General features: G+C 73.2%; 14 protein-coding genes, 1 tRNA gene and 1 pseudogene. 10 read left to right on the top strand and 6 right to left on the bottom strand.

Annotated features, from left to right (window positions below; translation table 11 throughout):
- The first annotated feature begins 81 nt into the window (after positions 1–81).
- The 5 genes from ACIHEI_RS13520 (at position 82) to ACIHEI_RS13540 (ending at position 15,615) form a co-directional block, all read left to right on the top strand.
- The gene (locus ACIHEI_RS13520) at positions 82–1,806 is read left to right on the top strand and encodes a putative Ig domain-containing protein (protein ID WP_396606740.1); all 1,725 of its coding nucleotides are present in this window, start codon (positions 82–84) and stop codon (positions 1,804–1,806) included.
- A 188-nt stretch (positions 1,807–1,994) separates the two neighbouring features.
- Positions 1,995–3,281 carry an MFS transporter gene (locus ACIHEI_RS13525; RefSeq protein ID WP_396606741.1) on the top strand — a complete coding sequence of 429 codons (1,287 nt, stop codon included), beginning with the start codon at positions 1,995–1,997 and terminating at the stop codon, positions 3,279–3,281.
- Complete coding sequence (locus tag ACIHEI_RS13530) at positions 3,278–6,586, top strand: type I polyketide synthase (RefSeq protein ID WP_396606742.1); 3,309 nt, start codon at positions 3,278–3,280, stop codon at positions 6,584–6,586. The genes ACIHEI_RS13525 and ACIHEI_RS13530 overlap by 4 nt, the downstream gene beginning before the upstream one ends.
- On the top strand, positions 6,583–14,820 hold the full coding sequence (locus ACIHEI_RS13535; protein ID WP_396606743.1) for a MupA/Atu3671 family FMN-dependent luciferase-like monooxygenase: 8,238 nt from the start codon (positions 6,583–6,585) through the stop codon (positions 14,818–14,820). Before ACIHEI_RS13530 ends, ACIHEI_RS13535 begins: the two co-directional genes overlap by 4 nt.
- Positions 14,821–15,018: 198 nt before the next feature.
- On the top strand, positions 15,019–15,615 hold the full coding sequence (locus ACIHEI_RS13540) for a hypothetical protein (RefSeq protein ID WP_396606744.1): 597 nt from the start codon (positions 15,019–15,021) through the stop codon (positions 15,613–15,615).
- Between the two features lie 123 nt (positions 15,616–15,738).
- On the opposite strand, the gene ACIHEI_RS13545 is transcribed toward ACIHEI_RS13540, so the two are convergent.
- A tRNA-Leu gene (locus ACIHEI_RS13545) sits at positions 15,739–15,823 on the bottom strand.
- Positions 15,824–16,069: 246 nt separating this feature from the next.
- Here ACIHEI_RS13545 and ACIHEI_RS13550 point away from each other — a divergent pair.
- The 3 genes from ACIHEI_RS13550 (at position 16,070) to ACIHEI_RS13560 (ending at position 19,094) form a co-directional block, all read left to right on the top strand.
- Positions 16,070–17,392: a M20/M25/M40 family metallo-hydrolase gene (locus tag ACIHEI_RS13550; protein WP_387634082.1), complete on the top strand. Its 1,323-nt coding sequence runs from the start codon at positions 16,070–16,072 to the stop codon at positions 17,390–17,392.
- A 241-nt stretch (positions 17,393–17,633) separates the two neighbouring features.
- Positions 17,634–17,876, top strand: a complete 243-nt coding sequence (locus tag ACIHEI_RS13555; RefSeq protein ID WP_387634080.1) for a chaplin — start codon at positions 17,634–17,636, stop codon at positions 17,874–17,876.
- A 366-nt stretch (positions 17,877–18,242) separates the two neighbouring features.
- On the top strand, positions 18,243–19,094 hold the full coding sequence (locus ACIHEI_RS13560; RefSeq protein WP_396606745.1) for a chaplin: 852 nt from the start codon (positions 18,243–18,245) through the stop codon (positions 19,092–19,094).
- Between the two features lie 99 nt (positions 19,095–19,193).
- Here the strand turns inward: ACIHEI_RS13560 and ACIHEI_RS13565 are convergent, their stop codons facing one another.
- Positions 19,194–19,403: a DUF5703 family protein gene (locus tag ACIHEI_RS13565; RefSeq protein ID WP_043912690.1), complete on the bottom strand. Its 210-nt coding sequence runs from the start codon at positions 19,401–19,403 to the stop codon at positions 19,194–19,196.
- 330 nt (positions 19,404–19,733) lie between these two features.
- Between ACIHEI_RS13565 and ACIHEI_RS13570 the strand changes: the two genes are divergently transcribed.
- A complete protein-coding gene (locus tag ACIHEI_RS13570; protein WP_387634076.1) occupies positions 19,734–20,336 on the top strand; it encodes a hypothetical protein in 603 nt (200 codons plus the stop codon).
- A gap of 103 nt (positions 20,337–20,439) precedes the next feature.
- Here ACIHEI_RS13570 and ACIHEI_RS13575 read toward each other — a convergent pair whose 3' ends face one another.
- The 3 genes from ACIHEI_RS13575 to ACIHEI_RS13585 all read right to left on the bottom strand — a co-directional run bounded on the left by ACIHEI_RS13575 (position 20,440) and on the right by ACIHEI_RS13585 (position 23,793).
- A complete protein-coding gene (locus ACIHEI_RS13575) occupies positions 20,440–22,425 on the bottom strand; it encodes an ATP-binding domain-containing protein (protein ID WP_396606746.1) in 1,986 nt (661 codons plus the stop codon).
- A 29-nt stretch (positions 22,426–22,454) separates the two neighbouring features.
- A complete protein-coding gene (locus ACIHEI_RS13580) occupies positions 22,455–23,432 on the bottom strand; it encodes an aldo/keto reductase (protein ID WP_396606747.1) in 978 nt (325 codons plus the stop codon).
- 124 nt (positions 23,433–23,556) lie between these two features.
- On the bottom strand, positions 23,557–23,793 hold the full coding sequence (locus ACIHEI_RS13585; protein ID WP_396606748.1) for a hypothetical protein: 237 nt from the start codon (positions 23,791–23,793) through the stop codon (positions 23,557–23,559).
- Between the two features lie 256 nt (positions 23,794–24,049).
- On the opposite strand from ACIHEI_RS13585, the gene ACIHEI_RS13590 reads away from it, so the two are divergent.
- Entirely contained in the window at positions 24,050–25,096 is a 1,047-nt protein-coding gene (locus ACIHEI_RS13590; RefSeq protein WP_392944019.1) for an LLM class F420-dependent oxidoreductase, read from the top strand.
- 17 nt (positions 25,097–25,113) lie between these two features.
- Here the strand turns inward: ACIHEI_RS13590 and ACIHEI_RS13595 are convergent.
- Positions 25,114–25,866 (bottom strand): annotated as a pseudogene (locus ACIHEI_RS13595) (hypothetical protein); the annotation flags it as partial.

Genomic DNA, 25,866 nt, shown 5'->3' on the forward strand with positions numbered 1-25,866 from the left:
ACCATGGCAGCGTGTGCCCGCCTACGCGCGTAGCGCACCGCACCACACCCCATGGTTCCTGTGGTCCTAGGAGATTGACAGATGATCAGAACGTGGAAGGCCGCCCGCCCGCTGGCCCTCGCCGCCGCCGCACTGGTGGTCGCCGCCGGCGCGAGCGCCGTCCCGCAGCACGCCACCGCGGCCACCCCCAAGAACGCCGCCGCGGCCGCCACCGGCACCCCGAAGCGGGTGCTGTTCGACAACACCAAGGCGGAGACCGCGGGCAACGCGGACTGGATCATCTCCACCAGCCAGCCCGACCCGCTGGCGCAGAACGCCAACCCGACCAGCGAGACCAGCTGGACCGGCGCCATCTCGGCCTGGGGCGTGGCGCTGCAGAAGACCGGCAACTACAGCCTGAAGACGCTGCCCGCCGGCAACACCATCACCTACGGCACCGGCGGCGCGCTCGACCTCGCCAACTTCGACGAGTTCGTGATCCCCGAGCCCAACATCCGCCTCAGCGCGGCCGAGAAGACCGCCGTGATGACGTTCGTGCAGAACGGCGGCGGCCTGTTCCTGATCTCGGACCACACCCAGAGCGACCGCAACAACGACGGCTGGGACTCCCCGGCCATCATCAACGACCTGCTGACCAGCAACGGCGTCAACAACAACGACCCGTTCGGCTTCTCCGTCGACCTGCTGAACATCACCACCGACAATCCGCGGGCGATCTCCTCCGCCACCGACCCGGTGATCAACGGGCCGTTCGGGACCGTCACCGGCTCGATCATCCGCAACGGCACCACCTTCACCCTGAAGCCCGCCGACAACCCGAACGTCAAGGGCCTGGTCTACCGCACCGGTTACAGCGGCAACACCGGTGCGGCGTTCGTCACTTCGACGTTCGGCAAGGGCCGGGTGGCGATCTGGGGCGACTCCTCGCCGATCGACGACGGCACCGGCCAGCCCGGCAACACCCTCTACAACGGGTGGAACGACCCGGCCGGCACCGACGCCGCGCTCGCCCTCAACGCCACCGACTGGCTAGCCCAGGGCGGCGGCTCCGGCGGCAACACCGGCTCGGTCTCGCTGACCAACCCGGGCGCCCGCACCGCCACCGTCGGCACCGCGACCAGCCTCCAGCTGTCCGCCACCGACACCGCCGGCGGCACCCTGTCCTACGCGGCCACCGGCCTGCCCGCCGGACTGACCGTCAACCCGGCCACCGGCCTGATCAGCGGCACGCCCACCACCGCCGGCACCAGCACGGTGACCGCCACCGCCACCGACTCCACCGGGCCGTCCGCCACCGCCACCTTCACCTGGACGGTCGCCGCGAGCGGCGGCACCACCTGCACCCCCGCCCAGCTGATCACCAACCCGGGCTTCGAGACCGGCAGCACCTCCGGCTGGACCGAGACCAACAGCGGCGGCGCCAGCACCATCAACAGCAGCACCAGCGAGCCCGCCCACTCCGGCACCTACGACGTCTGGCTGGACGGCTACGGCGCCGCCAACACCGACACCCTCGCCCAGACCGTCACCCTGCCGACCGGCTGCGCCAACTACAACCTCAGCTTCTGGCTGCACATCGACACCGCGTCGTCCCCGACCACCGTCTTCGACACCCTCACCGTCACGGCCAACGGCACCACCCTGGCCACCTACTCCAACGTCAACGCCGCCGCCGGCTACCAGCAGCGCACCTTCAACCTCGCCGCCTACGCCGGCCAGAGCGTCACGCTGAAGTTCACCGGCGCCGAGGACTACACCAAGCAGACCTCGTTCGTCCTCGACGACATCACGCTGAACGTCTCCTGACGCACCGTCAGCGCACTCATCGCCCCGGGCCGGGCAGCCCCATCCGGTCCGGGGCTTTGCCGTTCGCTTACCTCGGCATCGAAATCCGAACTGCTTTGTGAAGGTCTTGCCATGAGGATCTTCACCTTCCTAGACTGCGGCAATCCATACCAGGCGCGTCCATGTCACGGATTTGGGGGTGGGCCGAGGTGAAGCGTTTCCGCTTACTCGTCGCGGGCAACGCGGTTTCCGCGTACGGCAGTTATCTGAACATGGTGGCGCTCAACGTCTTCGTCTACCACCTGACGGGCAGCGCGCTGACGGCCGGTCTGTACATGGCGGTGCGGCTGCTGACGAGCGTGGCGTCCGGGGTCGTCGCGGGCGCTCTCGCGTCGCGGATCCCGCGCAAGCGGCTCATGGTGGGGGCGGATCTCACCCAGGCCACCGCGTTGGTCCTGCTGCTGCTGGCGCCGTCGGGCGCCCGGGTCGCGCTGCTGTTCGGGCTGGCCGTCATCGCCGGCGCCTGCTCGACGGTGTCGGGGGTGTCGCTGCGCAGCGCGGTGCCCGAGATCGTCGGGGCGGAACTGCGGACCAGGGCCAACAGCCTTCTGGCGACCGGCCGTTCGCTCGCGATGGTGGCCGGTTTCGGCTCCGCGAGCATCATCGTCTCCCAACTCGGCTACCGCTGGGCCTTCGCCTTCGACGCGCTGTCGTTCGTCGTCTCGGCGAGCGTGCTGCTGTCGCTGCCGATCCGGACCGAGGCCGCGCGGGAGAAGGAGACCCCGGCCGCCGCGAAGGCCGAGCCGGCGGGCGGCGGCGGACGGTGGGCCACGCTGGTGCTGCTGCGGTCGATGCCCGTGGTGGCCGTGATGGTCCTGGTCCGGGCGGTGGACGGCCTGGGCTCCTCGTCCCACAACGTGGCCCTGCCGATCTACTCCGATGCGCTCGACCACGCCCATCCGGCCGCGTTCATCGGCCAGTTCTGGGCGACCTGGGCGATCGGCAACATCGCCATGCAGCAGATCCTGTCCCGCTGGACCTCCCGTACGGGCCGCAGCCCGGGTGAGCGGATCTTCGCGCTGGGCGCCTGCGTGATGTCGGCCGCGTTCATTCTCGTCTTCAGCGGGCTGCCGACCGCCCTCGCGGTCGTGGTGTCCCTGGTGGCGGGCATGGCGGACGGCCTGACCGAGGTCGCCTACGTCTCGCGGCTCCAGACCACCCCGGACGCGCAGCGGGCCCGGCTGTTCGGCCTGTCGGCGTCGGTGGAGAACCTGGGCTTCGGCCTCGGCATGATCCTCAGCGGCGCGTTACTGGAGCACTTCTCGCCGCTGCAGGTGGTGGGCGGCCTGCACGGGCTGGCGATCCTGCTCTGCGTCGGGTTCCTGCTGCTGCTGGTGCGCGGCGCGGTAGCGGGACGGGCCACCCCGGCGCGTGAGCGGAAGACGGAGGAAGCGGTCGACGACCGGGTCCCCGCGTCCGAAGGAGGACGGACATGACCGCTCCCGACGACCGCCGGGTCGCCGTCATCGGGCTCGCGCTCCGCCTTCCCGGCGCCAATACCGCAGACGACTTCTGGCGGCTGATACGCGAGGGCGAGGACCGCGTCCGGCATTTCACGGAAGAAGAACTCGCCGCCGCCGGAATCCCGCCCGAGAAGTACCGGGCACCGGATTTCGTGGGCGCCAGCGCCGTCCTGGACGACATCTCGCATTTCGACGCACCGTTCTTCGGCATGAGCGGCCGAGAGGCCTCCTACACCGATCCGCAGCACCGCCTGTTCCTCGAAGTCGCCTATCACGCACTCGAGAACGCCGGTTACCCGCAGGAGCGCCCGGGTGCGCGCATCGGTGTCTGGGCCAGCACCGGGTACCAGCTGTATCCGATGCAGACCTACCTGCTCAACAACGTGTTCCAGGGAGCGCTCGCGGACGACTGGCTCTCCCGCCTGCAGGTGGTGATCGGCAACTCTCCCGACTTCACCGCCACCCGCACCTCCTTCCGGCTGGACCTGACCGGCCCGTCCGTCAACATCCAGACGGGGTGCTCCAGTTCGCTCGTCGCGGTGAAGACCGCCGCGCAGGCGGTGCTGGACGGCGAGACCGACATCGCGCTGGTCGGGGCCACGGCCGTGCACACGCCGCAGGTGCTGGGCTACGAGTACGTCAAGGGCTCGATCCTGTCGAGGACGGGCCGGGTGCGGGCGTTCGACGGGTCGGCGGACGGCACGGTCGGCGGCAACGCCGTGGCCGCGATCGTCCTCAAGCGGCTCGACCGGGCCGTCGCCGACCGGGACACCGTCCACGGCGTCATCAGCGGCTGGGGCGTCAACAACGACGGCGCCGCCAAACACACCTTCAGCGCGCCCAGCGCGGTCGGCCAACAGGGCGCGATCCGGCGGGCGTTGGAGACGGCCGGGGTCGGCGCGGACGAGATCGGCCTGCTGGAGACCCACGGCACCGGCACGCTCAAGGGCGACCCGATCGAGTTCGACGGCGCCACCGCGGCGTACCGCGTCGACACCGACCGCACCGGCTACTGCGCACTCGGGTCGACCAAGGCCAACATCGGCCACCTGGACGTCGCTTCGGGCCTGGTGGGCCTGATCAAGGCGATGCTCGCGGTACAGCACGGGGTGATCCCGCCGATGGCCAACTTCGAGCACCCCAACCCGGCGCTCGACCTCGACACCAGCCCCTTCTACATCCCCCGCGAAGCCTGGCCGTGGCCGCAGGACGGCCGCCCGCGCCGGGCCGGGGTCACCTCGCTGGGCATGGGCGGCACCAACGCCCACGTCCTGTTGGAGGAGCCGCCGCCCGCGTCCCCCCGGCCGGCGGACGACATCCACCCCACGCCCGGCGTCCTGCTGGTCTCCGGACGCGACCCGCAGGCGCTCACCGCGAACGCCCGCGCCCTCCGCACCCACCTGCGCCGGCACCCGGACACCGCCCTGCCCGACCTGGTCACCACCGCCGCCCTCGGCCGCACCCACGGACGGCACCGGCTCGCCGTGCGCGGCGACAGCCCTGCGGCACTCGCCGCCGCGCTCGACCGCTGGCTGACCGGCCCGGCCCCCGCGGGCGGCGGGCGCGGTCCGGTGTGGACCGGCCTCGCCCCGCGCGAGGGCGCGACCCCCGTCGGCTTCCTGTTCGCGGGCCAGGGCAGCCCCTCCCGGGGCATGGCCGCCGCCCACGACGGCAGGTTCCGGGAGGTCGCGGACGTCCTCGACGCCTGCGAGGCCCAGTACCGCCGGGAGTACGGCACACCGCTGCTGGACGCGTTCCGCAGCGGCACCGAAACCGCCGAGCACCAGACCTGGCCGACCGGCACCGCGCAGCCCGCACTGTTCGCCCTCCAGGCGGCACTCACCCGGATGTGGGACCGGGCCGGCGTACGGCCCGCGATCGTCGCCGGGCACAGCGCCGGCGAGTACGCGGCGCTCGCCGCCGCCGGGGCACTCACCGTGGCGGACGGCCTGCGGCTCACCGCCGAACGCGGCCGACTCATGCAAGGCTGCCCGCCCGGCGCGATGGTCGCCGTCGCCGCCGACCGGACCACCGCCGAACAACTGGCCGCCGAGATCCCCGGACTCGAGATCGCCGTCGCCAACGGCGAACGCTCGCACGTCCTGGGCGGACCGGTCGAAGCGGCCGAGAAGCTTCTCGCGCTGCTCGCCGAACGCGGCATCCCCGGCGAGCAGCTCCCGGTCGACCGCGCCTTCCACACCGCGCTGACCGAACCGGCCCTCGGAGCGTTCCGCACGGTCCTGGAAGGCATCGACTTCCGGCCGCTGACCATCCCCTTCGTGAGCGGGCTGGACGGCAAGCTCCGCCCTGCGGGCTGGGTACCGGACGCGGACTACTTCCTGCGGCACACCCGGGAAGAGGTGCGGTTCGACGCCGTACTCGCGACGCTCGGAGCGGGCGATCCCGTGCTGCTCGACATCGGCCCGCACCACACCCTCGGCGGCCTGGCCCGACGCGCCCTGCCCACCGCCACCGTGGCCTCGGCGATGCGCCGCGGCGCGGGCACCGACCCCCTGTGGTCCGCAGCCGCCGCCCTGCACTGCGCGGGCGCGCCCGTGGACTGGCACCACCTGCTGGAAGGCACCGGCGGCGGCCGCACCCCGCTGCCCGCCTACCGCTTCCAGCGCCGGCACTACTGGACAGGCCCCGAACCGGCGATCAGCGCATTCGGTGAACCAACGGAAGACGAGGACGCAGTGGAACTGAGCAACGCAGGCACGATCACCGCCGACGACGTGTGCCGTCACATCGTCGAAGTGACGGTCGGTCAGCTGGGGGCGGAACCCGGGGCGGTGAACGACGACACCTCGTTCTTCGATCTGGGCGCCGACTCGTTGCAGCTGATCCACATGCTGCGGCTCATCGAGCAGGAACACCAGGTCAAGATCGCCATGCGCGAGCTGTTCGAGGAGGCCGGCACGCCTCGGCTGCTGGCAGAGCTGATCGTGGGCCGGATCCCGGGCGCCCCGGCACCCGCCCCTGCTGCGCCCGCCGCTCCTGCCCCCGCTCCCGCTCCCGCCCCCGCTCCCGTCCCCGCTCCTGCCCCCGCGCCCGTCCCCGTCCCCGCTCCTGCGCCGGTCGTCCCCACGCAGGTCGCCCCCGCGGTTCAGCCCGCCGCCCCGGTGTACGCGACACGTCAGGAGTTCGAAGACCTGGCCCGCCAGATCCAGCAACTCACCCAGATCCAGCTCCAGATGATGACGCAGCTCTCCGAACTGGTGACCCGTCAGCTCGCCTCCCTGCCCGGCGGCGCGTCCACCCCGGCCGGTGGACGATGAGCGCCCGGCAGCACCAGGACGGCATCGCGGCCGTCACCGCCGCGGCCGACAGCGACCTCTCCGCGATGGCGGAACTCTCGCGACGGATCGCCGAGCAGCTGGCCGGCGCAGCCCCGACCGCATCCTTGACCGCCGCTGCGCCGTCCGCGCCGTCCGAGCCGACCGCGCCCGTGCCGTCCGGCGCCGCACCGAAGATGCACGGCCCGCGGGTCGCCGTCGACCGCGCCTCCGGCATGGCCAGCGGCACCGGGCCGGAGAGCCGCAAGCGGCACCTGGACGAGCTCGTCCGCCGGTACACCGCGAAGACGCCGACGTCGAAGGAGCTGGCGCAGCGCCACCGCCGGGTGCTGGCCGACAGCCGGGCCGTGGTCGGCTTCCGCTCCAGCACCAAGGAGATGCTGTACCCGATCGCGGCGCGCGGCGCTTCCGGCGTGTCGATCACCGACATCGACGGCAACAGCTACACCGACATCACCATGGGCTTCGGTGTGCTGATGTTCGGCCACGAGCCGCCGTTCGTCCGCGAGGCCGTACGCGAACACCTGTCTCGCGGTGTGCAGTTGGGGCCGCGCAACGCCGAGACGGGCGAGGCGGCCGAGCTGCTCGCCGAGATCACCGGCATGGAGCGGGTGGCGTTCGCCAACTCCGGAACGGAGGCCAACTCGGCCGCGATCCGGCTCGCCCGCGCCGCCACCGGACGCCGGAAGATCGTGACGTTCCACGGTTCGTACCACGGGCACGCGGACAACGTCCTCGGCCGCGCGGCGGGGACGGGCGAGGAGCACGCGACCGCGCCCGTGTCGATCGGCATCCCGGACAGCGCGGTCGCCGACCTGCTCGTCCTCGACTACGGCGATCCGGCGTCGCTGCGCGTCATCGAAGAGCAGGCGCCGTTCATTGCCGCCTGCATCATCGAACCGGTGCAGAGCCGCCACCCGTCCCTGCAACCGGTCGAGTTCGTCCGGGAGTTGCGCGAACTCACGCAGCGCCACGGCATCATCCTCATGTTCGACGAAATGCTGACCGGCTTCCGCCCGGCGCTGCGCGGCGCGCAGGAGCTGTACGGGGTGACGCCGGACCTTGCCACCTACGGAAAGCTGCTCGGCGGCGGCTTCCCGATCGGCGCGATCGCCGGACGGGCCGACATCATGGACGGCGTCGACGGCGGCTACTGGAGCTACGGCGACGCCAGCTACCCGCCCGGCGAGACGACCTTCTTCGGCGGCACCTACATCCAGCACCCGGTGTCGATGGTCGCCGCCCGCGCCGTCCTCACCCACCTCAAGACGCAGGGGCCGTCGCTCCAGCATCGCCTCAACGACCGGACGGACCGGTTCGCGGCCGGGCTCAACGGCTTCTTCGAGGCCGAGGAATTCCCGCTGCGGCTCGCCCACTTCGGCTCGATGTTCCGCTTCGAGCACCGTGCCGACATGGAACTGCTCTACCACCACCTGCTGCTGCGCGGGGTGTTCGTCTGGGAGTGGCGGAACTTCTTCCTGTCCACCGCGCACACGGACGAGGACCTCGCCGTCGTCACGGACGCCGTGCAGGGCTCGCTGCGCGAGCTGCGCGCCGCCGGGTTCTTCCCGGGCGCCCGCCCGCTGACCCGGCCGGCCGCCGCGCCGGTCGCCGCACCGGCTGCCGCACCGGCTGCCGCACCGGCTGCCGCGCCGGTCGCCGCCGCGCCGGTCGCCGCGCCGGTCGCCGCCGCGCCGGTCGCCGCGCCGGTTGCCGTACCGGCTGCCGCGCCGGTCGCCGCCGCGCCGGTTGCCGTACCGGCTGCCGCCGTACCGGCTGCCGCGCCGGTCGCCGCCGCGCCGGTCGCCGCCGTACCGGCTGCCGCGCCGGTCGCCGCCGCGCCGGTTGCCGTACCGGCTGCCGCCGCACCGGCTGCCGCGCCGGTCGCCGCGCTGGTCGTCCCCGCTCCGGTGGCCCAGGCGCCCGTCGCGCCGCAGGCGCCGGCACCGGTCGCGCCGATGCCCCTCTCCGGTCCGGCCCGCGACCGCACCCCGGCCCCGGCCCCGGCCCCGGCCCCGGCCCCCGTCCCGGCCCCCGCCACGGCCTCGGCCACCGTCCCGGCCACGGTCCCGGCCGCCGCTATGGCCTCGGCCGCCGTCCCGGTCCCGGCCCCGGCCACGGTCCCGGCCGCCGCTCTGGCCTCGGCCGCCGTCCCGGTCCCGGCCCCGGCCACGGTCCCGGCCCCGGCCACGGTTCCGGCCGCCGCTCTGGCCTCGGCCACCGTCCCGGTCCCGGCCCCCGCCACGGCCTCGGCCACCGTCCCGGCCGCCGCTATGGCCTCGGCCACCGTTCCGGCCCCGGCCCCCGCCACGGTCCCGGCCGCCGCTATGGCCTCGGCCACCGTTCCGGCCCCGGCCCCCGCCACGGTCCCGGCCGCCGCTATGGCCTCGGCCACCGTCCCGGTCCCGGCCGCCGTCCCGGTCCCGGCCGCCGTCCCGGCCCCGGCCGCCGTCCCGGCCCCGGCCGCCGTCCCGGCCCCGGCCACCGTCCCGGCCCCGGCCGCCGTCCCGGCCCCGGCCACCGTCCCGGCCCCCGCCCCCGCCACGGTGTCCGTCCAGCCCCGCACCGCCGGTCCCGGCCCCGACTTCAGCATCTACTTCTTCGGCGACTACCCCCAGGAGGACGCCCCCCGCCTGGACAAGTACGCCATGATCCTGGAGACCGCCCGGTACGCCGACACCCACGGTTTCCACTCCCTCTGGATGCCCGAACGGCACTTCCACTCCTTCGGCGGCCTGTTCCCCAACCCCGCCGTGCTCGGGGCGGCCCTCGCCCGGGAGACGGAACGCGTCCGCATCAACGCGGGCTCGGTCGTCCTGCCGCTCCACGACCCGATCCGGGTCGCCGAGGAGTGGTCGATGGTGGACAACCTCTCCGGCGGACGGATCGGCATCGGCTGCGCGAGCGGCTGGAACGCCAACGACTTCGTCTTCTTCCCGGAACGGTTCGGCCGTCACCGGGAGTCGATGTTCGACCAGCTCGCCGAGGTCCGGAAGCTGTGGCGCGGCGAGGCCCTCACCCGCACCGTCGGCGACGGGAGCGAGACCGAGCTGCGGCTGTTCCCGCAGCCGGTCCAGGACATGCCGCCGATGTTCACGGCGGTCGTCGGCAACCCGGCCTCCTACGAGTCGGCGGCCCGCCACGACCTCGGCATCGTCACCAACCTGATGTCGCAGAGCATCGACCAGCTGCGCGAGAACATCGCCCTCTACCGCCGTGCCCGCGCCGCCCACGGCCTCGACCCGGCCACCGGGCGGGTCGCCATCCTGCTGCACACCCTGCTCGGCGCCGACCACGACCAGGCGCGCGAGGCGGCGTTCGAGCCGCTCTCGCGGTACATGCGGGCCTCGCTCTCGCTGTTCGGCGGGGTGGCGAACAGCCTCGGGTACAAGGTCGACATGTCGTCGCTGAGCCAGGACGACCAGGACGTGCTGTTCGAACGCGCCTACCGGCGGTACTGCGACGACCGGGCACTGATCGGCACGGCCGACAGCGTGCGGCCCGTCGTGGACGCCGTCAGGGCGGCCGGCGTCGACGAGATCGTCGCGCTGGTGGACTTCGGCGTCCCGGCGGCCACCCTGCGGGCCGGACTGCCCCACCTCGACTCGCTGCGCCGCGCCTACGCCCGGCCCACCGCCGCGCAGCCCGGACGTCCCGTGGTGGCCGCGGCGCCGGAGCCGGAAGCGCAGCAGCACCCGCTCTCCTTCGGCCAGCAGCGCATCTGGATGCAGGAGCAGATCCTGCCGGGCCGCACCGCCTACAACGAGTCCAAGGCCCTGCTCCTGGACGGCCCGCTGGACGTCCCCGCGCTCCGGTCCGCCGTGCGTGCGCTGGTGGCCCGTCACGAGAGCCTGCGGACCGTCTTCCGCGACGCCGGCTCGGGCGAGCCCGTGCAGGTGGTGCTGCCGCCGCACGAGCCGGACTTCGAGGTGATCGACCGCTCGGCCGAGACCCCGGCGGGGGCCGACCCGCACGCCGCCGTCCAGGACGTGCTCGACGCGGAGAGCGCCCGCCGCTTCGACCTGGCGAACGGGCCCCTCTTCGTCACCCGGCTGGTGAAGCTCGCCGAGCAGCGGCACGTCCTGGTGCTGTCGCTGCACCACATCGTGGTGGACGCGGCGTCGGCGGCCGTCATGACCCGCGACCTCTCCGCCTTCTACCGGGCCGAGACGGCAGGCCGGACCGTCCCGGACGGCGAGCTGCCCGCACTCACCTGGTCGTACACCGACCACGCCCGTGCGCAGCGGGACGCCGCCCTGAGCCCCGGGGCGTCGGCGGACCTCGCGTACTGGCGGGAGACCCTCGGCGGCGACCTGCCGGTGCTGGACCTGCCCACCGACCGTCCCCGCCCGGCGGTGATGAGCTCCGAGGGCAAGGCCGTCTTCCGCGCCCTGACGCCCGAACTCTCCGACGGGCTGCGGGCGTTGAGCCGGGGCCGGCGGGCCACCCTGTTCATGACGCTGATCGCGGGCTACGCGGCGCTGCTGCACCGCCTCACCGGCGACCAGGACGTGGTGATCGGCACGCCGATCTCCGACCGCCCCGAGGGTTCGGAGGACCTGGTCGGCTTCTTCATCAACACCCTGGCGCTGCGCGTCGATCTGTCCGGCGACCCCGACTTCGGCACCCTGCTCGACCGGGTCCGGCGCACCGCGCTGGACGCCTACGACCACGCCGACGTGCCGTTCGAGTCGGTCGTGCGGGAGCTGGCGCCGAGCCGCGCCACCGACCGCACACCGGTCTTCCAGGTGCTCGCCGAGTTCGAGCGGGACGAGCCGTTCCGCCTCGACCTGCCCGGCGTGCGGGCCACCGCGCTGGACGCCGGGGCCGACAAGTCCCTCGCCGACCTGTGCGTGTACTTCACCGACGGCGGCCCGTCGGAGGGCATCCGCTGCCACCTGGAGTTCAACACCGACCTGTTCGACCTCGCCACGATCGACGGCTGGTTCACGGCGTTCTCCGGCATCCTGACGCAGGCCGTGGCCGACGCTTCGACGCCGCTTTCGCAGTTGGGCGCGAGCACCGCCGACGGCTGGCTCCGCGGCCCGGTGCGCGAGGTGCCCGACACGACCGTGCACGCCTGGATCGCCCGGCAGGCGGCCCGCCACCCGGGGCGCCCGGCCGTCGTGGACGGCGAAACCGTCCTGACGTACGGCGAGTTGGAGCGCCGGGCGACCCGGCTCGCCGCCGTCGTCCGGGACCGGATCGGCGCGCCGGTGCCCGGCGCGCACCGGCCCGTCCCGGTGTGGCTGAACCGCTCGCCCGAGCTGATCGTCGCGCTGCTCGCCGTCCTCAAGGCCGGCCACGGCTTCGCGCCCATCGACCCGGACCTCGGGCTCGCCCGCGCCAAGGCCGTGCTGGCCGACTGCGCCTCGCCGCTGCTGCTGACCACGGGCGACGCGGCGGCCGCCCTCGACCTGCCCGCCGACGTCACCGTGCTCGACGTCACCGTGCTCGACGTCAACGACCCCGGCACCGCCCCCGCCGCGGCCGACGACCCGGCGACGTCCTCCTCGCTGTGCTACGCGCTGCACACCTCGGGGACGACCGGCCGGCCCAAGGGCGTCGCCGTCCCGCACAGCAGCCTGGTGTCGTTCTGCCAGTGGCACCACCAGCACTTCGCGACGACGTCCGAGGACCGCACGGCCCTGGTGTCCAGCGTCAGCTTCGACGGCTCGCTGATGGAGATCTGGCCGACCCTGACGGCGGGCGCCACGCTCGTCGTCGCCGACGCCGAGACCCGCAAGGACCCGCTGGCGCTGGCCCGTTGGTACACCGTGCACGGCATCACCTTCGCCTTCCTCACCACGGCCTTCGCCGAGTCGCTGCTCGGCCTCGACGAACGCCGCCAGCCGCCGCTGCGCCATCTCGCCGTCGGCGGCGACGTACTGAGGGTGCGGCCGCACGCGTCGGCGGCGTACCGGGTCACCAACGTGTACGGGCCGACGGAGGCCACCATCCTGTGCACGGTGGCGACCGTCGCCCCCAAGGGCGCCCAGGCCGGCCCGATCCCGATCGGCCTGCCTGTCGACAACGTCCGGATCCGGCTGGTGGACGCCGACGGCAGGCCGGTGCCCGACGGGACGCCCGGCGAGCTGTACGTCGCCGGAGCCGGAGTCGCGCACGGCTACCTGGACCGGCCGGACGAGACCGCCGCACGGTTCCTGCCCGACCCCGAGGGCCCGATGTACCGCACCGGCGACCTGGTGCGGCGCAACCCCGCCACCGGGGAGCTGGAGTTTTGCGGGCGCGCCGACGACCAGGTGAAGATCCGCGGGTTCCGGGTCGAACCGGGCGAGGCGACCGAGCAGTTGCGTCAGGTATGGGGCGTGCGGGAAGCCGCCGTCCTCGCCCGCCGCGACGCCCGCGGGGACGCCCATCTGGTCGGCTACCTCGTCCCGGCCGAACCACTGGGCGGCGACGACGCGACGGCCGCCGCACAGCGCACGGCCTTCGCGACCCTGGCCGCCGGGGCGCTCGCACGCCGGGTGCCGGACTACCTGGTGCCGCGGGCCTGGGCGGTCCTCCCGGCGCTGCCGCTCAACGGCATCGGCAAGCTGGACCGTTCCGCCCTGCCCGAGCCGGACATCACCGTCCCGACGACGCCCGCCCCGCCGACGGCGCCCGCACCGGCCCCCGCCCCGTCGCCGACCCTCCAGCGGGTGCGCCGACTGTGGGCGGCCGAGTTCGGCATCGACGCGACCGCGGTCGACCCGCAGACGTCGTTCTTCGAGCTGGGCGGGCACTCGATCACCGCGATCCGGCTGGTGAACCGGGTGCGCGAGGCACTCCAGGTCGACGTGCCGGTGACCCGCCTCTTCCAGCAGCCGACCCCGGCGGCGATGGCCGCCTTCGTGGACGCGTTCCGCCCGTCGGTGGACGAAGCCTCCGCTCCGGCCGCCTCGCCCGACCGCCCCCCGCTCACCGCGACCCAGGAGAGGTTCGCGGACCGCATCGGCAAGCTCCCCGTGCCCGAGGTGTTCAACGTCGCGATGCGGCTCCTCATCACCGGCCCGCTGGACGTCGCCGCCCTCCACACCGCCCTCACCGGCCTGATCGAGCGCCACGAGTCGCTGCGCACCAGGTGCGTCCGCGACGACCGGACCGGGCAATGGTGGCAGGACGTCCTGCCCGCCGTCCCGGTCGAGCCCCCCGTGGAGGACCTGCGCGGTCTGCCGGAGAGCGAACGCGAGGCCGAGCTGTCCCGGATCAGCACCGAGGCCGCCAGGCACCCGTTCGACCTCGAAGCGGGCGTCCGTCCGGCCGTCCGGCTGGTGCGCACCGGCGAGGAGTCCTGGGCGCTGGTGTTCGTCATGCACCACTCGATGTGCGACGGCTGGGGCGTCAGCGTCCTGTTCAAGGACCTCGAGACCCTGTACCGGGCCGCCCTGACCGGCGAGCCGCACAGCCTGCCGCCGGCGACCCAGCAGACCGACTACGCCCGCTACGAGCGGAGCCTCGACGAGGCCGACCGCGAGGACGACATCGCCTACTGGGAAAGCCAGTTGAAGGACGCGACGTTCACCCACGACTTCCCGCTGGACCACCCGCGACCCGAGCAGCTCAGCGGCCAGGGCCAGGTGGCACAGTTCACCGTGTCACCCGAAGCACGAGGCCGCATCGAGGAGTTGGCCAAGCGACTGGGCACCACCCCGTTTGCCGTCACCGTCACCGCCCTGGGCCGCTTCATGGAAACCCTCAACGGCCGCGCCGACAACCTCCTCCAGGTCGCCTACGCCAACCGCGCGCGCCGCGAGGACGAAACACTGCTCGCCTGCACCGTCTCCTCACTGCTGCTGCGCCTGCGCACCGACACCTCGACCCCGTTCGCCGACCAGGTCCGCGCGACCGCCCGCTCCGCCCACGAGGCGCTGGAACACCTGATGCCGCTCTCCCGCTCCGGCCCCCAGCTCCGCGAACGCGGCTACCCGGACGTCCCCGACCGGCTCGCCCACGGCTTCCAGTACCAGAACTCCCTGGAGACCGCCATCGACCTCCCCGGCCTCACCATCCAGGTCGAGGACCTGATGATCCCGGCCGCCCGCGGCGAATTCAACCTCGGCATCGTCCCGGCCGGCGACACCCTCGCCGGCTACCTCGAGTACACGACCGACCTCTGGAACCCCGAAACCATCACCACCTGGACCACCCGCTACACCACCCTCCTGGACAACCTCGTCACCCAGGCCCTGACCGAAACCCCCGAAGGCAGCTAGCCCCACCGAAAGGCGAAAGACCCCCAGGAGAACCTGGGGGTCTTTTCACGCGATGTACCGCTTCGCCATCGTGTCCGAGACGGGTGCCCGGGGGCGGCGACCTTCGTCCGCGAGGCCTATCCCGTACTTCCCCGCATGGACGGACCGACGTCCCGTAGCCTCTTGGGCACGGACGAGGGGCCTGGACAGGGTGGGGACATGGAACGACAGGGCGGGGAACAGCGGCTCGGCTACTGGCGAGTGGAGAACGGCTCGGCCGTGGCTGTCGGCTACGCGGAAGCCCTGGCCGCGTGGCGTGCGGCGGCGTATCCGGTTCTGGTCCAGGTCGCGGGGAGGTATCGCGCGGTCATCACCTACCGGGAACTCGGCGAAGCCGTGCAGGAGGCATCCGGTGTTCGCACCAGGGCGCTCCTGCACAACTGGATCGGGCGGGTACTCGGCGGAGTCGTCCACGAGGCGCACCGCCGTCAGGACCCGCCCCTGACAGCGCTGGTGGTCCACAGTGCTGACGGCATGGTTGGGGAGGGCTACAACGAGGTTCTGCAGGTCGCCGGCCTGCCTGCCGCGGCGGACGCGCACGACCGCGAGGTCCACGCCGCCACCTCCCGGCTGGCGTGCTACCGCGCGTACTGCACCGCACTGCCGGCCGACGGCGGGAGCCCGGCGCTGGCACCCCGCTATCAGGACACCGTCGCCCGCCGACGCACAGCTGCCGCTCTCCGCGCCCCGGTGCCGGTATGCCCGTCCTGCCACGTCCAGCTTCCTGCCACCGGTATCTGCGACAACTGCGACTGAGGCCGGCCGCGGGGCGCATTTCTCGTTCACACGGCTCTGATCCACGGTCGGTCACGTGGTTGGTCACGCCACTGCCCGGAAACGCGAAAGACCCCCAGGAGAACCTGGAGGTCTTTCATTCGGTGTCCGAGGGGGGACTTGAACCCCCACGCCCGATAAAGGGCACTAGCACCTCAAGCTAGCGCGTCTGCCATTCCGCCACCCGGACTAGGTGTTGTCTTCGCGGGGTGTTCCCCGCGGCGACATGGACAACAGTAGCAAAGATCGCCTGGTAGACCCAAAACCGGGGGCGGTGGGGTGGGCCGGGCTTCGAAAGCGTGGGGTGGAGGGGGCCGCACCCTTGGGGTGGGGCGGGTGCTGGGGGAGGATGGCGGGATGGCGCCCGCGGCTCCCGGCCGGGCCGGGGCGGTGCGGGCCGCAGCCGCGCCGGGCGGGCCGAGGTTAGGTGGGAGCGATGAGTGTGGGCAGCGAGCGCGCGGTGACGGCCGAGTCGGAGGTCGCCGAGATCTGCCGTGACCTGATCCGTATCGACACCAGCAATTACGGCGACGGCTCGGGCCCGGGGGAGCGGAAGGCGGCCGAGTACGTCGCCGAGCAGCTCGCCGAGTTCGGGCTGGAACCGCAGATCTTCGAATCGGCGAAGGGCCGCGCCTCCACCGTGGTGCGGATCGAGGGCGAGGACCGCTCCCGTCCCGGGCTGCTGATCCACGGCCACACCGACGTGGTGCCCGCCAACGCCGCCGACTGGACGGTCCACCCGTTCTCCGGCGAGATCACCGACGGCTGCGTGTGGGGCCGCGGCGCGGTCGACATGAAGGACATGGACGCGATGACCCTCGCGGTGGTCCGCGACCGGCTGCGCACCGGCCGCAAGCCCCCGCGCGACCTGGTGCTGGCGTTCCTCGCCGACGAGGAGGCCGGCGGCACCTACGGCGCCCGCTTCCTGGTGGACCGTCACCCCGAGCTGTTCGAGGGCGTCACCGAGGCGATCGGCGAGGTCGGCGGCTTCTCCTTCACCGTGAACGACCAGGCCCGGCTGTACCTGATCGAGACGGCGGAGAAGGGCATGCACTGGATGCGCCTGACCGTCGAGGGCCGCGCCGGGCACGGCTCGATGGAGAACGACGACAACGCCATCACCGAACTGTGCGAGGCGGTGGCCCGGCTCGGCCGGCACCAGTTCCCGCTGCGCATCACCAAGACCGTCCGGGCATTCCTGGACGAGCTCTCCGACGCGCTCGGCGTCCGGCTCGACCCGGACGACATGGACGAGACGCTCCGGGTGCTCGGCGGCATCTCCAAGATGATCGGCACCACCCTGCGCAACACCGCCCAGCCCACCATGCTCGGCGCCGGTTACAAGGTGAACGTGATCCCCGGCCAGGCCACCGCTCACGTGGACGGCCGCTTCCTGCCCGGCTACGAGGAGGAGTTCCTGGCCGAGCTGGACAGCGTGCTCGGCCCGCGCGTCAAGCGGGAGAGCCTGCACTACGACAAGGCGCTGGAGACCAGCTTCGACGGCGCCCTGGTCGAGGCCATGCAGACCGCGCTGCGCGCCGAGGACCCGATCGCCCGGGCCGTCCCGTACTGCCTGTCGGGCGGCACCGACGCCAAGTCCTTCCAGGACCTGGGCATCCGCTGCTTCGGCTTCGCCCCGCTCCAGCTCCCGCCGGACCTGGACTTCGCCGGCATGTTCCACGGCGTGGACGAGCGGGTGCCGGTGGACGGCCTGAAGTTCGGCGTCCGGGTGCTGGACCGCTTCATCGACCTGGCCTGACGGCACGCGACGGCACGCGACGGCACGCGACGGCACGCAACGGCACGTGAGGGCACGTGAGGGCGCCGGAAATCCCGGAAAATATGAGAAGCAGTCGAGCGTGAGAAATGCCGATCAGCTGTTCGCTTGATCACTTCAACGGGTGAATGTCGGCCCGGCCCCGCATCCCGGGTGCCGGGCCTTCGTTCTTCCGTGTGCAGCCCGGGGGAACGGGCTGGAAACGACCAGGAGGAACAGTCAGATGAAGGTCAAGAAGATCGCTGCCGTCGCCGCCGCCACCGGTGGTCTGGTGCTCGCCGGCGCGGGTGTCGCCTCGGCGCACGGCGGGGCGCACGCGGAAGGCTCCGCGGTCGGCTCCCCGGGCGTGCTCTCCGGCAACCTGATCCAGATCCCGGTGCACGTCCCCGTCAACGTCTGCGGCAACACGATCAACGTGATCGGCCTGCTCAACCCGGCGTTCGGCAACGGCTGCGCGAACTTCTGAAGGGATTGCTGACGGCGTTCCGTCGACGAACGACGGGGCGGCCGACGCCCTGAACTCCCGCCCCCGTACGGCTTCTGCGCCGTCCGGGGGCGGACGCGTGTCCGGGGTTGTTCGGGGGCTCCCCGTGCGGGTGAACGTCGCGGTTCCCGGAATACCGGAGACCTCACTCGATCGGATGAACCGACTGCAACTGGCTCAACCTTCACCACCGAGGGTCGTTGAACGTAGTGCTGCCGCAATTGCGGCACGGAATTCCGACTATCGGATCGATGAGTGGTCCCGGCTGACGGAATGCCGAAGTCATCGGAAGTCGGTTCAGCAATCCACCGGCATCAGTCCACCGGACAGAGAAAACAAGGGGAGTCAATGCGACAGGTCGCCAGGAAAGGCCTCCTCACGGCCATGGCCACCGGCAGCGTGCTGGCCTCGACCGCGGGCTACGCCCACGCCACTGCCGACGCCCACGGCGTGGCCGCGAACTCGCCGGGCGTCGGCTCGGGGAACGCGGTGCAGGTCCCTGTGGAGCTCCCCGTGAACGCGTGCGGAAACACCCTCAACGTGATCGGCCTGCTCAACCCGGCCTACGGCAACAACTGCGCGAACCACAGCGGCTCCGGCACGGCCGGCACCGGCTCCACCGGCTCGAACAACGGCGGTTCGGGATCCACCGGCGGTTCGGGATCCACCGGCGGCTCGGGGACGTCCGGGACGGGCGCCTCGGCCGGCGGGACGGCCACGAACTCGCCGGGCGTCGGCTCGGGGAACCAGGCGCAGGTGCCGGTCGACGTGCCGGTCAACGCGTGCGGCAACACGATCGACGTGGTGGGCCTCGGCAACCCGGCGTTCGGCAACAACTGCGGCAACCAGGTCGCGCCGCCCGTTGTGCCCCCCACCCCGGTCGTCGAGACGCCGCCGCCGGGCTGCACCCCGCCGAGCGGCGAGTGCACGCCACCGGTCACCCCGCCCGTCACCCCGCCCGTGACCCCGCCCGTGACCCCGCCCGTGACCCCGCCCGTGACCCCGCCCGTGACGGAGCGCACCACCCCGCCGGCCACCCACCACGCGGGCGGCGAGGTCCGGGCCGCCGCGGACAACACCGGCCAGCAGCTTGCCTCCACGGGCGCCTCCGGCCTGGAGATCCTGGCCCCGGCCGGCATCCTGCTGCTGCTCGGCGGCGGCGTGCTGTACCGCCGCTCCCGGGTCCTCGCTCGCCGCTAGAACAAACCCGCCCGGCCCCGGCGGTCGAGGCCGGAACACCCGCGCCCGGGTCGCCCCGTCGCACGATTCGACGGGGCGGCCCGGGCGCGGGCATGCGCGCTACCAGGTGGAGCGGACCTGCCGGATGATGCGCCGCTTCAGTCGGACCGTCCGGCTGCCGTCGGGATACAGCCGGAGCCGGTCGAGCTCCCACTGCCCGTACTCGGCGTGGTCGGTGAGCAGTTGACGCGCGGCGTTGCGGGACGTGCCGCGCGGCAGACGAAGCGACTGGTACTCGTACTCCGGAAGCCGGACCGGTTTGGTAGGGATCAAGACTTTTCCTCCGCTGCTGTGCTGCCTGCAAGCCTACGGCGCGCCGCCGGCCGGTGGCCGGTTCGGGTCCTTACCGCCCCGGGCGGCAGGACGAGCCTTGCCCGGGCCGGAGCTGACCGTCAATCAGTTTTCCCCTCCGGTAGGGATACCCGCCCCGGGCCGCGCTGATGCGCGGCCGAGGAGTCCCCAACAGGGCCGGAGCGCCCCCGTGAAGCGCGGTGACAGAAAGGGGCGGAACGGACATCCAGGGTGAACTTGCCTGATTTTCAGGGCCGTAGGTGACAACCGCTGTGCGTGTCGTCGCCAGGTGGATATAGCGTCTGCACCATGTCTGATGCCGCGCAGCTGACCATCACCGAGGTACGGGCCGCCGCAGAGGCGGTCAAGGCCGCTATCGACCGCCACCTGCAGGCCGTCTCCAGCTCCACCGAGCCCGGGGATCCGGTCGTCGTGCACGCCTACGAGGAGCTCGCGGCGGCCGCCATTGCCTACGACCAGATCCTTTACGAGGTCTACGACGAGGTCACCCCCTTCGAGATCCCGGGCGACGAGTCCGGGACGGGTTACCAGGGCCCCGAACAGCCCGAGGCGATCAGCGTGCTGATCCGCCGCGACTACCTGATCACCGACCCGAAGCGCCTGCGTGCCCAGGCCGAACGGGTCGACGAGGCGCTCACCCCCGGCGGGGGCAGCGAGGCCGAGGTGACCGCGGCGATCGGCGTGCTGTTCGGCGAGTACGAGCCGGACGAGATCGCCGCCCGGGCCGAGGAGTTCGGCCTGGAGGAGGGCGACTCCACGCTGTGGGTGTCGGCCACCGACCCCGCCGAGCCCGGCGAGTGGCTCCCCGAGCCGTTCGACGGCGCCGACCCGGAGCTGCTGATCTGCCGCTTCGACGTCAGCGAGGTCTACGACGACGAGCTGGACGACTGACGGACCACCCGCCCGACCCGGGAACTCCGAGGGCGAAGGGCCCGGGACGCATCGGCGGCCCGGGCCCTTCGCCGTCCACCCGGCGGCTTCCTGCAGCGGCTTCCTACTGGTCGGTGAGGACCGACCGCAGGCGGGTGGTGCGGTCGGCGGCGGGGCGGTCGGCGACCGCCTGGGCGAGCGCCGGGCCCGCCGCGTGGACCACCGACAGGTGCCGCTCGGCCCGGCCGAACGCCGTGTACACCCACTGCCTGGTCAGCTGCCCGGCCGCGTCCTCCGGCAGTACCACGACCACCGCCGGCCAGCGCCGGCCGACCGCCTGATGGGCCGTCATCGCCCAGCCGTGGCGAAGCTTCGCGGCCTGCTGCGGGGAGAGCGTCAGTCGCCCGCCGTCAGCCAGTTCCAGGTGCAGGCCGGCGGCGTCGCCGTCCAGCACCCGCCCGGGCAGGTTGACGCCCAGCGCGGGGGAGTGCACCACCCGGTCGCCCGGGTCGAAGCCGCCGAACCGGCCCGGGCCGGGGTTCAATCTGGCCTTCGCGGCGGCGTTCAGCGCCCGGGTGCCGGCCGGGCCGCCGTGGCCAGGCGTCAGCAGCACCGTCTGCTCGGACGGGATCGACAGGGCGCGCGGAATGGAGTCGGTGAGCAGCTGCACAGCGCGGTGCACGGCCTCGCCGCCGTCCTTGGCGGTGAGGATCACCACCTCCTTGTCGGGGGCGTCCACCGGCTGGAGCTCGCCGATGCCGATGCCCGAGACCAGCTCGCCGATCGGCCCGAAGTCCGGCGTGCGGGAGGCCACCGCCGGGCACGCCTTGGCGGCCAGCAGGTCGGCGAAGAACCGGCCCGGGCCGGCCGACCACAGGCCGCCCGGGTCGCCGGACAGCACCAGCCGGGTGCCGTCCGCGAGCGCCTCCAGCAGCGTGGCGGCGGTCTCCACGTCGAGCAGCGGGGCGTCCAGCACCACCAGCACGTCCAGCGGCAGGGTGCCGTCCACCGCGCGCGGGAGCCGCTCGCCGTACAGCAGTTCGGCCAGGGTGCCGATCCGGTCGGCGGCGGGGGAGCCCTCGGGGAGCAGCGCGGCCAGCGCGTCCCGGCCCTGACCCGTCCAGGTCGCCGCCCAGGCCCGCAGGCCGAGCCCGGCGGCGGCGTGCAGCAGCGCGGCCGGTTCGGCGCGGGCCGACTCGCCGCCGGTGTGCAGCACCAGACCGGACCCGGCGGCGGTGCGCACCAGCTCCTGCGCCGACCGGGACGGCGCGGCCTCGGCCGCCGCCTCCCACGCGGCCGGGCCGGGCTGCTGCACACGGGCTTCCGCAGCCGCGCCCTCCTCGACGGTCTCCTCGGCAGCGTCCTCGACCGGCTCCTCGTCCGGCGCGAACTCGTTCGTGTCCTCGTCCGGCGCGAAGGTGGACAGCAGCCGGACCAGGCCCTCGCCGAGGCTCTCCTCCGCCAGCGCCAGGCGCTCCAGGGCGAGCAGGGTGCGGACGGGCGGCTCCTCGTCCTCGTCGTGGCTGCCGGGCGGCATCGGCAGCTCCTCCTGGAACGGCATCACCCGCCCGTCCTCCAGCACCGCCTGGAGCGCGCCCGCCGGGTCGGGGACGTGCTGGGCGCGCAGCGCCTCGGAGACCTCGCCGAGCTCCTGCGCGGAGTGCCCGCGCAGCGCGGCCTGCTCCAGCAGCCAGGCCACCAGCGCCTGGGCGCGCCGCGGGTCGCCGGGCTGCGCCTTCGGGCCGAGCAGCCCGCGGGCGAAGCCGTCGGCGTGCTCGGGGCGGACGCCGGGCAGCGAGAGCACCGCCCACGGGTCCTCGCGCAGCTGCTCGGCCGCGTCCTCACCGAGCGCGACGACCGCGGCGGGGGCGAGCTGCGCGGGCGCGCCGCCGGCCGCCAGCACCTCGGCGACGGCCGTCAGCGCGGCCTGCCGCTGGGCGTCGGCGGTCGGGCCGTCGGCGCGCGGCGCGGCGGACGAGCCGGGGGCGGGCGGCTCGTCAGGGCTGCCCGAGCCGCTCCGGCCGACGGCCCGGATCGCTTCGGCGAGGGCGGCGACGGTACCGGCGTGCTGCTCGGCGGCCGGGGCCGGGCTCTCCTCGGGGGTGGTCATGCGGAAGGCTCCTTCAGCGGGCCGGACGGCTACAGCTCCGTCCAGCCCTGGTCCGGGTAGCGGTGCACCGGGGCCGACACGTCGTCCAGGGCAGCGCGGATCTCACTCGGAAGCGTAAGGGCCTCCACCGACAGTGAGGACTGCAGCTGGGCGGCGGTGCGGGCCCCCAGCAGGGCGGCCGACACGCCGGGGCGGTCGCGGACCCAGGCGAGCGCGACCTTCAGCGGCGTGGAGGCCAGACCGTCGGCGGCGGTCGCCAGTGCGTCGACGATCCGGCGGGACGTCTCGCCCAGGTACGGCTTGACCGGCCCGGCGGGGTGCTGGCCGGCGCCGCGCGACTCCGCCGGCACACCGTGCCGGTACTTGCCGGTGAGCACGCCCCGGCCGAGCGGCGAGCCGGCCAGCAGGCCCACCCCGGCGTCCAGCGCGGCGGGCAGCGCCTCGCGTTCGATACCGCGCTGGAGCAGCGAGTACTCGAGCTGGACGGCGGCCAGCGGGGCGCTGCCGGGCGAAGCGCGCTGCCAGGCCGCGGACTTGGCGAGCTGCCAGCCGCTGTACTGGCACACCCCGGCGTACCGGGCCCGGCCGGAGGAGACCGCCAGGTCGAGCGCGTGCAGGGTCTCCTCGGTGGGCGTCGCCGGGTCGTACGCGTGCACCTGCCACAGGTCGACGTGGTCGGTGCCGAGGCGGCGCAGCGAGGCGTCCAGGGCGTTCAGCAGGTGGCCGCGGGAGCTGTTGTGGCGCCCGGAGCCGGGCAGCAGGCCGGCCTTGGTGGCGATCACCAGCTCGGAGCGCGGGACGAGGCCGTCGGTCAGCCGGGACAGCAGGTACTCGGCGCCGCCGTCGGCGTAGACGTCGGCGGTGTCCACCAGGGTGCCGCCGGCGTCCACGAAGGCCTTCAACTGCTCGGCGGCCTCCTGCTCGTCGGTGTCCCGGCCCCAGGTGAGGGTGCCCAGGCCGAGCCGGGAGACCCGCAGACCGGTGCGCCCGAGCTGTCGCTGTTGCATCGCGTCCCTCCGTCAACCCTGCTGCGCCACCCGCGACGGCGCAGGTCGGGGGCGGTGCCCCCACGTGCGTGAGAGTAGCGGCGAAACCGGTTGCCGCCCGGGACGACCCGCCCGGCCGACAGGCTCAGCAGTACGTCTCGACGAACAGCAGGACGCGGCCGTGGTCGTCGGTGAACTCGTACGTTTCGTGGATGGGCAGCTCGGCGGCATCGAACCGGGCCCGCGCCGCCAGCCAGGCGGCCGGGCGCTCGTCCGCCGGGAGGAAGCGGGGGAGCCACTGCCCGGTCCGGTCGTCGCAGGCCACGTCCATCGCCATCCGGTCGGCGGTGACGGCGAGCCGCTTGGCCCGGCGGGGGTCCAACGGCCCGCCCGGGTGAGACGCCAGTGGCAGCCGTCGGCGACGGGCATCGGGTGGCAGGAGACCTCGGGCTGCTCCTCCGGCGGTGCGGGCATGGCCGCCACCAGGGCGGCGAAGGTCGGGGCGGGTGGTCGCTTCTTGGGCATCCGGGCAGCAGTTCAGGGCGGTGTGGGGGACAACGTGGCTACCGGCCAGTAGTGTGACCGCCGACACGGGGGCTACTCTCACCGCACCACCTGGACCGGAAGGCAGTGGGCACATGCGACTCGGGATCAACCTCGGCTACTGGGGACTCGGCCTGGACGCCGACAACATCGCCGTCGCCCAGGAGGCGGACCGCCTCGGCTACGCGGTCTGCTGGGCCGCAGAGGCGTACGGCTCGGACGCCGCCACCGTGCTGTCCTACGTCGCCGCGAAGACCGAACGGATCGACGTCGGCTCCGCGATCTTCCAGATCCCGGCCCGCACCCCCGCGATGACCGCGATGACCGCCGCCACCCTCGACACCCTCTCCGGCGGCCGCTTCCGGCTCGGCCTCGGCGTCTCCGGCCCGCAGGTCTCCGAGGGCTGGTACGGCGTCAGGTTCGACAAGCCGCTGGCCCGCACCCGCGAGTACGTGGAGATCATCCGCAAGGCGATGTCCCGCGAGCGGCTCGTCCACGACGGCGCCAACTGGACGCTGCCGCTGCCCGGCGGGCCCGGCAAGGCGCTCAAGCTCACCGTCCACCCGGTGCGCGAGCACATTCCCCTCTACATCGCCTCGATGGGCCCGAAGAACCTCGAACTCACCGGCGAGATCGCCGACGGCTGGCTCGGCCTGTTCTTCTCCCCCGAACACGCCGCGCTCTCCGTCGACGCCCTCGCCGCCGGCCGCGCCAAGGCCGGCCTCGGTCTGGACGGCTTCGACCTCTGCCCCACCGTCAACATCGCGGTCGGCGACGACATCCACGCCGCCGCCGACACCCTGCGCGACTACACCGCCCTCTACCTCGGCGGCATGGGCAGCAAGGAGAAGAACTTCTACAGCCAACTCGCCCGCCGCATGGGCTTCGAGCAGGCCGCCGACGAAGTCCAGACCCGCTACCTCGCCCACGACAAGCCCGGCGCCGCGGCCGCCGTCCCGCACGACTTCATCGACGCCACCGCCCTCCTCGGTGACACCGCCCGCATCGCCGACCGCATGCAGGCCTACGCCGCCGCCGGCGTCACCACCTTGACCCTTGCTCCCGCAGGCTGGACGCTCGACGAGCGGATCGCCGCCCTGCGCACGGGAGTTGACGCCCTGGAGCGGGCCGGCCTCGCCTGACGCAGCCGATGGTGCTGTCAGGTGGTGTCCCCGTTCGGGTGCGGAGGGCTGCTGGTGGGTCCGCTCGGATCGCCTGAGCTGCCCTGGCCGCGCGATTCGAGCCAGCGGCGGTACCGTTCAGCCGGATCGGGCCGATTTTTCCACTCGGTGATCGGGCCGTGCGATGTGTTCGGAGGGGTAATCGAGGGAGGAAAAGGAGGCATGGGGCTTTTGTAGTATTTGCAGGTAATGCTGTGTTCAACGGTAAGCGTACTCATTCTTGCGGGGTCGGTGGTGCTGGTGCTGCCGGTGGGGCCCTGGTAGCTGCCGCTGCCGGAGAGGGTGCTGGGCTTGCCGAATTTCGGTGGGCGGTCCTGGTTTCCGTCCCCGCCGGCACGGGTGAGGTCGGCCGGGCCGGAATGCGGGCCGCCGCCGGGTTCGGGCGGGGCGCTGTGGTGCTTGGCCGAGGCGGCGCCGGCGTGCAGGCCGGCGCCCGCGCCGCCGGAGAGGCCGGAGCCGAGCAGGCTGGAGGTGTCGACCTTGCCGGTGGTCAGGTACTGGGTGGCGGCGTCGGCGCCGACCCCGGTGGCCGCGCCGATCGCGGCCTTCCCGGGCAGCGACCGCGCGGCACTGCCCAGGCCGAGCCGGCCGGCCGCGCCGCCCAGCCCCTTGCCGACCAGGTGACCGGAGGCACCGCCGATCGCGCCGGCGAGGGCGTTCTGGCCCAGCTCCTTCAGGTCGATGTTCCGGCGGTGCCCCTCGGCGAGCTCGATGCCCTGGGCGAGCAGGTC

The organism is Kitasatospora sp. NPDC051984 (genome assembly GCF_044593455.1).
Classification (GTDB): Bacteria; Actinomycetota; Actinomycetes; order Streptomycetales; family Streptomycetaceae; genus Kitasatospora.